Origin of the sequence: Saccharomonospora iraqiensis subsp. iraqiensis (assembly GCF_000430445.1) — a bacterium.
Lineage (GTDB): Bacteria > Actinomycetota > Actinomycetes > Mycobacteriales > Pseudonocardiaceae > Saccharomonospora > Saccharomonospora iraqiensis.
The window spans coordinates 52,726-65,415 of sequence record NZ_KE387069.1 but is presented as its reverse complement, the minus strand read 5'-3'; the positions used below and the strand labels follow the sequence as shown (position 1 = coordinate 65,415).

Here is a 12,690-nt window from a genome sequence, read left to right as displayed (position 1 = left end):
ACCGGTGCGACGGCACCCACGCGGGCGAACGGGCCCGCCGCTCACCGCGCCGCGCCGGGCGGCGCGGCCTAGGGTCGGGAAGCACGCCCCCACTCTCCGGCGAAGGGAGCCTCCATGGCCCGGCGCGAATCGACGACGCACTGGAACGGTGGCCTCAACAGCGGCACCGGCGCGATCACACTCGACTCCTCGAACACCGCCCGGTTCGACGTCACGTTCCCGCGCCGGGTGGGTGAGCCGGAGGGCACCACCAGCCCGGAGGAGCTGATCGCGGCAGCGCAGTCGTCCTGCCTGGCGATGAACCTCGCCGGGGTGCTGGAGAAGGAGAACCTGACCCCGAAGACGATCGACATCACCGCGGCGGTGACCGTGGAGGCGGCCGACGGTGGACTGTCGATCAGCACGGTGGACATCACCCTGCGCGCCGATGTGGACGGCGTGGACGCGGACCGCTTCGGCCAACTCGCCGCGGCCGCCAAGGACACCTGTCCGGTGAGCAGGGCCCTGGCGGGCACGACGATCACCATGGACGCCGCACTCGCGAGCTGACACCTCAGCACAGCGAGTCGACACTTCAGCACTGTAAGGCGACACCCCGGGTCGGCGAGTCGACACTCCGCGGTTGGCGAGTCGACTCTCCGGGGCTGGCGAGGCCCTCCACCGGGTCGCCGTGTTCCGCTACCCGGTGACGCCGTACTCCGCCGCGTCGTCCACCGGGTCGTCCGGCTCGGGCACGAACGCGGCGGGGGATTCTGCACCCCCGTCGAGTGAGTCCTGGTCGATATCACGCGCGGCCCGCTTGCCCATGGCCGATTCCACGAGCCGCAGCAGCGCCTCGCGACGGTGTGTGAAGAAGCTTTCGAAATCGCCCGCCCGCAGCGCCGCCACGTCGATCTGATGAGCGGCGACGATGGCGTCGAGCTCGTCGGTGGTGATTTTCGCCCGGGCGTCCAGTTTGCGCATGTAGTCGGCGGGTGACACCCCGCCGACGAGCTGGTTCGTCTTGCGCGCCAGGGGCGTCTTGTTGACGATGCTTTCGCGCAGTTCCGGGTCGATGTCGTGGGCCAGGCACCACTTCTTCGGGAAGATGTGGTGGATGTCGACCGCCAGTTCGAGGTAGTGCGCCCGGTCGAACGGCTGGTGGTGCAGCCAGTCCTTGGTGTCGTGCGCCATGAGCAACGCATGAATACCTTTGTATGCCGCCGCGTTCCGAGTCTTGAGCGAGTGCAGCCGGGACTCGACGAAATTGGCGTCCTCCACGGTGCGGGGCACCACCGCCCGTTCCTCGCCGCGCGCCCATGCGGGCACCTGTTCGACGTCGCGGGCCATCCGGTTTTCGGTCGCGGAGCTGTAGAGCTCACCAAGCACCCCACACCAGTACCACTGCCGGACACGCGACCGGATGCCATGGATGTCGATGTCCTCGCCCATCAGCACCCGCAGCGCGGCCAGCGGCACCAGCTGCGTGGGATACGGGACGTCGCCGTCGATATGGATGTGCTCGGCGGCCAGGAAACCCGCGACCCACCCCATCGCCTTGCGCACTTCGTCAGCCCAGTCGAGGTAGTCGGACAAGCGCAGATCCAGGATGTCGTCCTTGCGCGCGGTGGTCGCCCGATACTTGTGGTTGCTGGCCAGCAGCATCACCGCCTGAAGGAACTCGGTCTCGTCCAGCCCCTGCAGCACCGGGTACTTCCTGATCACCTCCGCGGTCTTGTCCCAGTCATCCTTGAGGCGGAAGTCCGTACCCGTGGCGCGGTAGTAGTCGGCGTCGCCGGCGAACTTCGCCGTGAGCAGCTCGAACACGGTGAGCTTCATCCCGCCCTGGTTGACCTTCTCGAAGACCGTGGCCACGGCTTCCTTGGTGGTTTGGCGGTCCAGCTCGATGGATGGGATGGTGTAGGACTTCATCGGCGTGATCACAGTGTTGAGGAACGTCCTGGCGACATCGCCGTCGGCGTACCCGAATAGCCAGTCAGTCCCGCTGTCGCGGTACGCCAGGTTGACCGGGAAGTAGCCGTGTTCGAGCTGCTTCTCGCGGGTGGAGACGTCCAGGACGACGTCGCGATCGAAATTTTCCCGGAGCACACCGTCACCCGGCAGCGACTTCACCGCCTCGTCCAGATTGTGTGGATCTTTCACCGCCTGCGCGATGTCGAAGAAAAAACGTCGTCGGACGACCTTCTTCCGCGCGTCGTGGGTATCGATCACGCCGTCCCCCCAGAGCGCCTGGCTCAACGAGGTGAGGCGCTGTTGCCCGTCGAGCACGAGCAGCGCGGGCTCAATCTCGGCAGCCTCATCGTCGGCCCCCTCGATCGGCCTGGGCTTGAACCGCACTTGGTCGTTGCCGGTCTGCAGCGTCATCACCACGCCGAGCGGGTGCCCGTGCGCAATGGTGACCAGCAACGACCGGATGCGTTCCTCATCCCAGACGTAGCCGCGTTGAAAGTCAGGCAACTGGATCTCACCCCGCGCGATCCTCGGCAGGAGTTCCTTCAACGGGTGTTGCGGCGTCTGAAAGCCCATCGCTTCTCCTACGTCGACGTCCTGACCGATTCCGGGATCCCGCGTCCCGCGCTGACGCTACCGCAGGTGATCACGCTTGTACGGCGGATTCAACGGAGGAACCGCCCCGGTAACGCTCCCGCCCTCGTAGCCGGTGTCCGCGCGCGAGAGTCACCGATCCGTCAGCCCGTTCAGCGAGGAGAGACGCCGGAGTAGATCGCGGAACGCACGCAGGTGCTCCCCTCAGAAGATCCGTAAGCACAAGGCGGCGATCCAGACGGAGGAAGCCACCAAGCTACGACGTCTTCATCCCCGACGAGGTCATCCCGAAGTTCACCGCCGATGTGGGCGTGCTGCTCGACGACAACAACCGCAAGCTGATCGCCCGCCTGTGGTTCACCGCGCCCACAGCTACCTCGGCGTGTTCGACGAAGACGGAGACCCGTCTCCCCCATCGAGGGCGTCGAGACATCTACCGCCACGCCGACACGCTGCGGGCCACCGTCGTCCGACATATCGCCGAGGGTTCGGTCACCGCTCAGCCCTTCGGAAGTTTCGGCTCCACGATCGCACCGATCTCATCGGCGATCTCGCAGCTCTTCTGCCGTCCCTCGGTGGCGACGACATGGATGTCGACGCGCGACGTCGAAGTTACCCCGATCGCGATGAGGCAGGCTCCGGCGCTAGGGACCTGAGCGTACTTACGCCCGTTGCTCTCGGCACGCTGCACGCCATACCCCTGTTCTATGACGTCTCCCACCCCCTGTTCCTCGCGCAGGTTTACGGCGACGACCCGGCCGGGTTCGGTGGGGTCTCTGTCCCTCTGGAACCTGCAAGCGCGCCCGACACCCCTGTCGTCCCTTTCACCTGGAGGGAACGTGCCGTACTCACTCAACTCATCGTTGCTGAGGAGCGAGCACGGGGCGATGTCGGCCAGCGAATCCGGGACGCTGTTCCCGTCAGTCCCCATCCCTGGAGTGGATTGGGTGGCCGAGCGCGACGGCCCGCCGGTCCGAGAAGGGTTCGCCTCCCCTCCCACACTCGACGAGCACGCTGAGAGCCCGAGCAGCAGGATCCCGAAAACGGAAGCAAAACCGGCACGGTTCATGACGAGAAGCCCTGCCTAGCTGTCATCAGGTCGTTTCGCGCCGACCCACGCATCGTGGCGGCTTCCTCTGCCTCAGCATACTGACTGGACGCACGGTACAGAGCCTCGGTCAGCGCCACCAATGTCTCCCTCAACGCAAGGAGCTGCGGCACGGCACCTTGCGGGCCATCCGCCGACTGTCGATCATGTTTGGCAACTCGCAAAGCATACGGGCTGCTACCGAGCTTCGGATCCTGCGCGAGGCGCGAGAAGTTCTCGCGCAGCTCTTCAATCCTGTCGATCATCCGCGAACAGGCGTCGATCAGCGGTTTGACTCCCTCCGGACTGGACCGGAAACCACCGGACCTGGCCGACTCGATCATCCTGTCGGCGCTGTCCCGCATCTTCCCGATGCCGGCCATGAAACCACCGCCACCGGCTTTGCCGACCGGCTCGCTCGGTACCGAGTCGTTGTCGAAAACGCCGTCGGACATGGGCCCCTCCCCGTGTCATCGTTCGAGGCGCCTCTCCGCCGACACCCTTCGGTTCACCCGGCCCGGCGGAGAGACCACCGCACTACGCACCGCTCACGATAGCCGGACCAAAGCAGCCGCCCCAGTGGTTCTGCCCAATCGGTCGGCCCGGACTCGTCACCGTGCCCGCCGTACCGCGACCGCGTTCCCCTCGGCCACCAGCGCCTCCACCGGGTCGTCGGCGGCCGGCTCCAGCCCGTCACCGGCCAGCGCCGCGACGACCCGCTCGGCCGCGTTGCGCCGTCCGGCGGCGCTGACCCGCAGCACCAGCGTGATGCGGGTCGTGTCGTCGTCGCTGTCGATCCGGTACACGTGCGGACGGACGCCCCGCAGCGCGCGGGCGACCTCCTCCGGCGAGACCTCGATGCTCACTGTGTTTCGTCCTTTGTGGTGGGGCGGCCTTTCCTGGTGGGGGTGGGGCGCCAGGTGGTGAGGTCGTCTTCGGTGAGGTGGTGGCGGTGGCGTTGTTCGTCGAGGAAGGCCTGATACTCCTCGGCCGGTATCCCGCCCCACTCGTCGTCGTACTCGCCGTGCCACTGGTGCACCCACGGCATCACTTCCGCCAGCCCGGCGACCAGCGGCGTCAACCGCTCGACTCCCCAGCCGGCGTCCTCGGACCGGTCGTTGATCAGGTTCACCAACGCCTGCGCCTGGTCTTTGTGGTCCCAGCCGGCCCAGCCCAACAGCAGGCTCGGATCCCCCTCCGGCCCCGCCTCCGGATACGAGACGAACCGTTCCTTGGGCACGTCCAACTTGCCCCGCTGCGACCAGTACGACGCCTTGCGGAAGTCGCCGGAGGTGTATTTCGGCGGCACCGGAATGTCCAACCGCTGCCCCGTAGCGTCTTCCTCCCGCTGCAGCTGCCACACCCGCTCCCACTGGGCCCGCTTACGCAACCCAGGCTCCTTGAACCGCAACGCCGCCAGAAACGGCACATGCTGATCCGCCACCACCCGCTCCAACACCTGCGCAAGACTCAAATCCGGCTTACCCAGATGATCCGCCGCATACAGCGAAGCCACGGCGTGCATATCCGCGTCGTCACGGAACGCGTCGGCCAACTGGTGCACCGTCCGCGTACGCGGCTGCTCAAACCCGTCCCGCAACCCGAACCACAACTCGCGACGCTCGCACTGGTCCAACAACCACGTGCGCAGCGCCTCCGCCTCCCGCTTCTCCCACGGCTCGGCCGCCCACCGGCGCTTGTGCTCCGGCCGCTCCAACAGATTGAGGTCTCGGCGGGACTCGATCGCCTCGATGCGGGCCCGCACCAACTGCCGGTACCACTCCGGCCAGTCGGCCGGGATCTCCGTGGTCGGGGTGGAGCCGTGCCGGTCAAACCACGCCGTATCCACCTCCCCCGCCGCCACACGGCGGGCCAGCACGATCTCGAACGGCCGCTGCCCCAACTCCACCTCCGGCACCGCCTGCCAATCAGCAGCGGTCAACCGGGCACGCTCGCCCTCATCCAACAGGCCGTAGGCGCCATACACCCACCAATCCAACTCCTCCTGCACCGCCACCATCCGACCCCGAATCCGAGACCACTCAGCCCGCGCCACCGCCAACCGCTCCCGCGACGGCACCCCGCGCTCAGCCACCGCCGACGGCTCCCACGACGCCAACTCCCCCGCCAACCCATCCAACGCTCGCCCCAACTCCAACGGCAACACCACCGGAAGCGGAAAATCCTGCAACTTCGTCCCCGTGAACTCGTAGAACCGCTCCCACTCTTGCGACTTGAACCCCTCACTAACACCCTGACTCCCTTTGTCGTGGCTGACCTGTTTGAGCCAAAAACAGGCCACCGACGAGTTCAACACCCCCAACAACTCCACATGCTCATCCTCACCCGCCCCCTCCGGCAACTTAATCACCGGAGCAGACCGGTTGAAGACCTTCCCACCCCGATCCAACACAAACTGATTATGTGTCGCCACAAAAGCAAAAGCGATCGACAGCGCGATTCGATACCGATTTTCGAAGAACATCGAGTACTCAAACCACTTGAGGTTCCGCTGCGTCTGCGTCTTACCGTAAGCGACTCGCTCACGCAAGATCGACCTGTGCGGCCAGAGAAAACGATCCACTTCTGGAGAAGAGAATGCCTTCAGAGTAGTGGAGCTATAAGGCCAAAGCGAACTGACAGGGTTTGAGATCGCGTAGTCTCTGGTGACATCACCCTCTACGAGGGGCTTCTGCCATTCCTCTCCGATACCGGATCTGCGAAGCGCCCGCCCACCCACCATGTAAGCATTGTCTTCGCGGGTGACAGCACCGAAACCTGTTTCATGAATGCGACTCTGCAGCGTGCCGCTCGATGCAGAGGTGAGGCTTTCGACCACGCTGCCAGCACCCCCGCCACTCAAGCTCCACGGATGAACCGCGAAGCGGCTTCGCTCCGCACCCTCCACCGAGACCCACTCCGACTCGCTGCCCGGCTGGGAAATTTGGTCGACGATGGCGGACCATACTAGACCCTTGGCAGGGTCGTCCGGTTGAGCCGGTTCGCCCCGAACACCGAGGACCGCTCGAATAGGAATGCTGTGACGATACTGGTGGTTGCGGCCGACGAGGATGACGGTGGGGGTGCCGTGGCCGGGGATGTAGGCCCCGGAAGTGTCGATCACATGCGTGAGGTGCACCGTCTGGAAGAACTTCTCAATGAGCTTCTTGCCGAACTCGCGCTTCATGAACGAGTTCGCGGTGATCTGCCCGACGTAGCCGGCATCCTGGTCCGATCCGTCTTGCCGGATAGCGAGGTGGAACATCCGCTGAGCGAACGGCACCGACAATGCATATGTCCCCGAGCACGCGCTGTACCCGGCCCGGTAAAACTCGTTCTCACACTTGTCCTTCACCGTGATATACGGCGGATTGCCCACCACGACGTGATAGGACGCGAATCCGAGCAGGTCACACGAGTCGCGATACGCGTGCACATCCTCGGTGGCATACACATGCGGCTCGGCGTCGGCGAGCAGATCGATCTGAGTGCCCGGCGCGTTTCGCCCGTGCAGCAGCGAGTCCCCCACCGCCAGATTCAGCGGAAACTCCGGCGCCTGATCCAGCCGGGTCGCCTTCGCCGCGCGCAACGCCGCCACCAACAACCGGAACCGGGCGATCGACACGGCGAACGGGTTCTTGTCACACCCATGCACCGACGACAGACTGCGCTCCACCAGCGTCCACTGGTCCGTGCCCGGCTCGGCCTCACGCCACTTGTCCAGGATCCGGTGGAACAGACCCAGCACGAAGTGCCCCGAGCCGCAGGCCGGATCGATCGTGCGCAGCCCGGCCAGGCCGAACTGCTCGACCGCCGGTTCGAGGGTCAGGTCGAGGATGAACTCCTCGACGAACTCCGGAGTCTGCAACAACGCATACGTCTTCCGCGCGTGTTCGGAGAGGTCCTGGTACAGGTCCCCCAGGAACCGGGTGTCCCACTCCGGGTCGGTGAAGTCGTACCGGACCTCACCGTCGCCGCCGCGGCGGCGCCAGAACCGCACCAGCCCACTGGCCGCCTCGAACGACGGGCTGATCTCCCACAGCGGGTTGTGCCGCCGGTCGAACAACCCCGCCGCCGTCGGATGCGCCTCCGCCAACTCCTCAAACCCGGCCACCAGCCAGTCCCGGTCGTTGCGCTCCGGATACCGACGGAAGAAGTCCTCGTGCCGCTCCTCCGCCTCGGCCAACCGCTCCCCCGGCCCGGACAGGAACGGCGCCGCCACCAGGCCGTTGTCCTCACAGAACCGCACGAACACCGTGCCCAACACCCACGCCGCCGCCACCTGCGTCACCCGCGCATCCAGCCACGACTCCCAAGGCGCCGCCGTCCGCCCCTTCTCGAACGCCTCCACATACTCCGCCCGCAACGGCTCGCGGAACTCCGCAACCTCCTCCGCACGAGCCCGCAGATCGGCCTCCAACAAGCCCACTTGCCCTCGCAGGTCCGCCACCAACTGCTCGCGGTCGGTTCCGTGCATCGCCATCGCGTCCTCCCCGTTCGGGCCGTGTCGCCGGGCCGTGGTCGCCACATTCTCGCGAGCGCGGACGGCGCTCGACAGGCTGGGGGCCGGACACAGCGGGCAACCGCGCAGGTGGTGAACGCTTCACCACCCGAGCGGCGTATCAGGTTGCTGGCGGACAGCGCCCTCTTGGGGGGGCACGGATACCCCGGTCGCAAGCCAATTTGCGAGCAACCTGCAAACTGAACTATCATGCTACTTCCGTCGCAGTGGAGTGCGACAGCGAGCGGGGAGCATGAGTAGCTTCGAACAGCTCAGCAAACAGCTGACATACGTGCTCGTCAAACTCGCGGAGGGACACGCCGCACTCGTTCAGGCCCGCCGCAGTGTGGGTGAAAGCGGCGTGGCCCTGACTGCCATTGTCGATGACACCGCTGATTCGAGTCTCCTACGCAGCATCTCCACATATCGCGAGATCTGGTACACGACTGTCGAAGCCAGCAAGGCACTACACCTGGCCAACGACGCCCTCCGGACTTACATGCACAACATCGGCACGCCAAGCGTCGGCACCGTTGGCATTCCTTTCGATGAGGACGCTAATCCACCGTCAGACGCTACACCACCGCATGATTACAAGACCCAGCCGAATCACATCGGGGAGGCTTGCTTCGAGTTCGCCACCGCAGAGTGGGCCATCAAGGTCGGCACGGGACTGGCCTCCCATATCACCAGCGGACATGCTTTCGATGACAAGGGACGAGAACTGAACCTGGACCGCTCGGTCCTCCAGAGCGGCCCAACCGGCGCCTCTACCGAGATTGACCGCCACCTGAGAAGCGGCGTATTCCGACACCACGATCCACGGGGCAAGATCGCTGTGAGCGAGCATGTCGAGACCAAGCTTGCTTGGTACATGAGCCGACAAGGAATAAGCCATCTGAACGTGGTGATCAACAATACGCCCTGTCGTGGCATGTTCAACTGTCGTCGCGCTGTCGGCGCCATCCTCCCGTCCGGAACATCGATGACTGTCTGGTCCGCCGAGAGTGGGGTAAGGTTCGAACTGAAGGGAGCCGAACGATGATCGTCAGCGCACTCATCCACGACCAGTTTCATCATGCCGAGCACTGGCACGAGGTTGAACGCCTGATCGATGAGGCCATCGACCAAGCGTCCCCAGGGTCCGTGGACAGCCCGCTACCACCCGGCGAGGTGGCGCAGTTCTACTGCGCCGACCACCCCTGGACCGACGACATCATCGAGTGGGCACCGGACAACTTCCTTCAGCTCGCCAGCAACCCACCCGCCGGCTACGGGGCGCTCACCTGGATCGGCTTCCGAGGAGAGACGACGATGGAGACGTTCGTGTCCTTCGGACGCAACGCCCCGCTGGCGAACCCTCCGCGCCTCGTCATAGACCCGGCTTACCCTCGCGACCATGACGCTCACAGCGCGATCCCGCTCGAACAGGCCCGTCGGGCCGTCCGCGAGTTCTGCCGCACGAACGGAGCGCGCCCGGAGTCGGTGACCTGGGTACGTGGCGACCTGACCGGCGCGATTCTCCAGCCATTGCCGGGCATCGCGGCGTAGTGTGCTGCCGGCCCAGCACCTACCGCGTCACCACCTGGGCCGTCACCGTCAGACGCCACCCCGTACGGCTCACGAGCATGACGACTACCGCTGAGCACACCTCATCGAGGACCATCCCGCCGGCGAGGAAGTGCAGGAGCTCGTCAAGGCCCACGTCGCACGCCAGGAGTCCGGGGATGCGTCCTCCTGCATGAGTCGAGGCCCCGGTACTGCGAATACCGGGGCCTCAGCTCGATCAGGCGGGTTCGAGGGTCGCGCACCCTCAGAGGTCGAACTCGCCATCCTTCACACCCGCGATGAACGCCCGCCACTCGGCATCGGTGTAGCGGATGGTCGCCTCGCCGGGGCGCCTGCTGTTGCGGACCTCCACACCACCGTCGACCCGGCGGAACTCCACGCATTCGTGCTTGCCTGAGTAGTTCGACTTCCGCCAACCCTCGACTGTCTTGCGTGCGGTCATGCTGTCGTCTCCATCTTGTCGATGACATCAGCGATGAGGTCGTTCGACTCTCCCGGACTCAACGCCAGCTCGTCCAGACTCGCCAGCGCCGTCCTGTGTGCCTCCACATCATCTCGATCGCGCAGAAGCACGACCGACGACAGGTGCTCCATGTGCACTACCGAGTCCGCCTTGGCGAACTCCAGCAGTGCGAACGACCCTGTGTGAGCTGGCGTGAGTCCACACGCCTCGGGAATGATACGGACGCTCACATTCGGCAGGTCGCCGAGCCGTTGGATCAACCGGAGCTGGTCGCACATCACGTCGTGTCCGATGCGTTGCTGCAGGACGGTCTCCAGGAGGTAGGCCGTGTAGCGCGCAGGATCACGGTCCCTCGTGATCACGTCACGACGACCGATCCGCGTAGCCACCTTGGTCTCTATCTCTGGACTGTCACCGATCGCAAGACGCGCGTACGCGGCCGTTTGCATCAAGCCGGACACGAGTGCGGTGGACACCGTCGTGATTTCGGTAGCCACCTGCTCAAACTTGATCAAGGTGCCGAGTACGTCAGTTTGCCCCGCCGCACCGGCGGAAACCTCGTTGACCGGCTCGTCAGCGGCCTCACGCGCAAGCTGAACCAGGCGATCGCGTTCGACGACCGTCAGCGACAAGGCTCGGGCGAATGCCTCGATGCCGGTCGAATCCGGGATTCGCTGTCCACGCTCCCAGCGGACCAGGACGGTATGCGCGCGGTCCATACGGCCGGCGAGTGCGCGTTGGGAGAGTCCCGCCTCACGGCGAAGCGCACGGAGTTCACCCCCGAGCACGTGGGCACGCGCTTCCGACTTGGTACCGGTCATGCACCAGACGATAGCTGACCGTTTTCCTGCCCTCGGTTCAACCGATCGTGGCATTGCCAGATGGTACCGGGACCATCACGATTGAACCCGGTACCGAAATGGTCTGAGTCACACACGATCGACCCAGGGGGAGTCACGATGCCGATCCGACCGATCCGCCCACCCGCCCCGGAATGCCGGGCCGCGCCCGAGGGGATGTGGGTCAGCCGGGACGGTGCCCAGCACCGCGCCGTGGCCTGGTCCAGCACGCCCTTGGCCGCACCGACGGTGCGCACCCGGTGTGGTCTGTTTCTGTCGCTCGCCGTCGCGCCCGACCCGGCCGCCACGCCGTGCGTGGGGTGTCGCTGATGTGGTGGCGCTGGCAGCAGGCGGAGGGGCGGCTGCACGCCTACGACCGCACCACGACCACACCCGTGCCCGAACGGCCCTTCCCCTCGTTGTGCGGGGTTGAGGTCACCCCGGCCGAAGGCGACTTCCGGCTCGGCGGGTGGCCGTGTCCCACCTGTTGGTCTTGCGATCATGAAATCCGGGTTCGGGAGGGATTCAACCCCGACGACATCCCCCCGCTCCCCGACCAGTCCCCCGCCCCGAGGAACCCCGACCGTGCCCCCGAACGCGCATGCCCCACCGGACGACGACGAACCCCCCGACTCCGCCGGTGACCCGCTCGACGAGACGACCCGCCTGCCCGCCCTGCCCGTAGCCGACACCGTGGTGCTGCACAACCTCGGCGACCACTGGCCCAGCGTCGACCCCGACGTCGACCCGGAGATCGAGACGGCACGGGCGAAGCGGGCGCTCCAGCACCACGACCCACCGTCGGCGTCGCTCCTGCGGCGGGTCCTGCAGGGACTGCGCCAACTCTGAGACGTCACCCTCCGGTGCATCCCCTTCCCCACGCACCGCACCGGAGGTGACCGTCCCGGCCGACCCCCTCACACGCGCCCGGTCGGCCGGGACTCCCGGTCGGCGCGGTTCGAGCGGATCCGGGCCTCCACGCCGCTCCCCACGCCGACCGGGGCATGGCCCGCTGCCCGAACACCACGAAGGACACCACCGATGCCCGACCACGACCGGGATCCGTCCGCCCCCACCCACTCCGACCATGCCGGGCTGACGCCCCGGCGATGGTGGGCACTGGACGACGTGCTCGCCGAGATGTGCGAGCGCACCGACGGGACGCTCGAAGACCTGCACGACCGCGGGCGCGGCATCCTCGAAACCTGCCGCCCCGGTTCGTCCGAACCACCGCCCGACGACGAGACCGGACTGCGCCGGCACATCACCAGGTGATCGGCGCCCTAGGGCCTGTCCTTAAAGGGTGTGTTGGTGGTCTGGTTTGATCTTGGTTTGTGGTGCGTAGGCATGAGTTGACGGATGAGCAGTGGGCGGTGGTGGAGCCGTTGCTGCCGGTGTCGGGGGTCAGGGGCGTCCGCGGGTGGATGACCGGCAGGTGATCAACGGGATGCTCTACAAGTGCCGGACCGGCATCGCGTGGCGGGACCTGCCGCAGCGTTACGGGCCGTGGAAGACGGTGTACAACCGGTTCTGGCGCTGGTCGCGCAACGGCACACTGGCCACGCTGGTGAGCCGGGTGCGGGTGATCGCCGAGGCCGTGGACGAGCTGGATCGGGGAAGTGTCGGTCGATTCCTCGATCGTGCGTGCTCATCAGCATGCGGCGGGCGCCCGCGCATGCGCGCGGCC

The 12,690-nt window shown here is 66.1% G+C and carries 13 protein-coding genes and 1 pseudogene; 7 read left to right on the top strand and 7 right to left on the bottom strand.

Features of this window, described 5'->3' with window-relative positions:
* Nucleotides 1-114 precede the first annotated feature (114 nt).
* Nucleotides 115-549, top strand: a complete 435-nt coding sequence (locus ACTIR_RS0107140; RefSeq protein ID WP_026453742.1) for an OsmC family peroxiredoxin — start codon at nucleotides 115-117, stop codon at nucleotides 547-549.
* A 129-nt stretch (nucleotides 550-678) separates the two neighbouring features.
* Here ACTIR_RS0107140 and ACTIR_RS0107135 read toward each other — a convergent pair whose 3' ends face one another.
* The 5 genes from ACTIR_RS0107135 to pglX form a co-directional block, all read right to left on the bottom strand.
* On the bottom strand, nucleotides 679-2,526 hold the full coding sequence (locus ACTIR_RS0107135) for a DUF262 domain-containing protein (protein WP_026453741.1): 1,848 nt from the start codon (nucleotides 2,524-2,526) through the stop codon (nucleotides 679-681).
* Between the two features lie 517 nt (nucleotides 2,527-3,043).
* Nucleotides 3,044-3,613 (bottom strand): DUF3558 family protein, encoded by a 570-nt coding sequence (locus ACTIR_RS22160; protein ID WP_084789349.1) that lies wholly within the window; start codon nucleotides 3,611-3,613, stop codon nucleotides 3,044-3,046.
* Nucleotides 3,610-4,086, bottom strand: a complete 477-nt coding sequence (locus tag ACTIR_RS25810) for a P-loop NTPase family protein (RefSeq protein WP_052583754.1) — start codon at nucleotides 4,084-4,086, stop codon at nucleotides 3,610-3,612. The genes ACTIR_RS22160 and ACTIR_RS25810 overlap by 4 nt, the downstream gene beginning before the upstream one ends.
* Before the next feature lie 156 nt (nucleotides 4,087-4,242).
* Nucleotides 4,243-4,497 carry a hypothetical protein gene (locus ACTIR_RS25805; RefSeq protein WP_026453740.1) on the bottom strand — a complete coding sequence of 85 codons (255 nt, stop codon included), beginning with the start codon at nucleotides 4,495-4,497 and terminating at the stop codon, nucleotides 4,243-4,245.
* Complete coding sequence (gene pglX, locus ACTIR_RS0107110; protein ID WP_026453739.1) at nucleotides 4,494-8,114, bottom strand: BREX-2 system adenine-specific DNA-methyltransferase PglX; 3,621 nt, start codon at nucleotides 8,112-8,114, stop codon at nucleotides 4,494-4,496. The genes ACTIR_RS25805 and pglX overlap by 4 nt, the downstream gene beginning before the upstream one ends.
* 271 nt (nucleotides 8,115-8,385) lie before the next feature.
* Here pglX and ACTIR_RS25280 point away from each other — a divergent pair, with 271 nt between their 5' ends.
* Both ACTIR_RS25280 and ACTIR_RS24765 read left to right on the top strand, forming a co-directional pair.
* Nucleotides 8,386-9,177, top strand: coding sequence for a DddA-like double-stranded DNA deaminase toxin (locus ACTIR_RS25280; RefSeq protein WP_084789347.1), 792 nt, complete (start codon nucleotides 8,386-8,388; stop codon nucleotides 9,175-9,177).
* The gene (locus tag ACTIR_RS24765; RefSeq protein ID WP_052583753.1) at nucleotides 9,174-9,683 is read left to right on the top strand and encodes an Imm1 family immunity protein; all 510 of its coding nucleotides are present in this window, start codon (nucleotides 9,174-9,176) and stop codon (nucleotides 9,681-9,683) included. Before ACTIR_RS25280 ends, ACTIR_RS24765 begins: the two co-directional genes overlap by 4 nt.
* 262 nt (nucleotides 9,684-9,945) lie before the next feature.
* Here the strand turns inward: ACTIR_RS24765 and ACTIR_RS0107095 are convergent, their stop codons facing one another.
* Together ACTIR_RS0107095 and ACTIR_RS0107090 are read right to left on the bottom strand one after the other, a co-directional pair.
* Nucleotides 9,946-10,143, bottom strand: coding sequence for a DUF397 domain-containing protein (locus tag ACTIR_RS0107095; protein ID WP_026453738.1), 198 nt, complete (start codon nucleotides 10,141-10,143; stop codon nucleotides 9,946-9,948).
* Nucleotides 10,140-10,985 carry a helix-turn-helix domain-containing protein gene (locus tag ACTIR_RS0107090; RefSeq protein ID WP_026453737.1) on the bottom strand — a complete coding sequence of 282 codons (846 nt, stop codon included), beginning with the start codon at nucleotides 10,983-10,985 and terminating at the stop codon, nucleotides 10,140-10,142. The genes ACTIR_RS0107095 and ACTIR_RS0107090 overlap by 4 nt, the downstream gene beginning before the upstream one ends.
* A 173-nt stretch (nucleotides 10,986-11,158) precedes the next feature.
* On the opposite strand from ACTIR_RS0107090, the gene ACTIR_RS27740 reads away from it, so the two are divergent.
* The 4 genes and pseudogenes from ACTIR_RS27740 to ACTIR_RS27810 all read left to right on the top strand — a co-directional run.
* A complete protein-coding gene (locus ACTIR_RS27740; protein ID WP_324607091.1) occupies nucleotides 11,159-11,647 on the top strand; it encodes a zinc finger protein in 489 nt (162 codons plus the stop codon).
* Nucleotides 11,589-11,852, top strand: coding sequence for a hypothetical protein (locus ACTIR_RS0107085; RefSeq protein WP_026453736.1), 264 nt, complete (start codon nucleotides 11,589-11,591; stop codon nucleotides 11,850-11,852). The genes ACTIR_RS27740 and ACTIR_RS0107085 overlap by 59 nt, the downstream gene beginning before the upstream one ends.
* Before the next feature lie 192 nt (nucleotides 11,853-12,044).
* Nucleotides 12,045-12,278 carry a hypothetical protein gene (locus tag ACTIR_RS27140; protein ID WP_034238785.1) on the top strand — a complete coding sequence of 78 codons (234 nt, stop codon included), beginning with the start codon at nucleotides 12,045-12,047 and terminating at the stop codon, nucleotides 12,276-12,278.
* Between the two features lie 59 nt (nucleotides 12,279-12,337).
* Nucleotides 12,338-12,559, top strand: a pseudogene (locus tag ACTIR_RS27810) (transposase); the annotation flags it as partial.
* Nucleotides 12,560-12,690 lie beyond the last annotated feature (131 nt).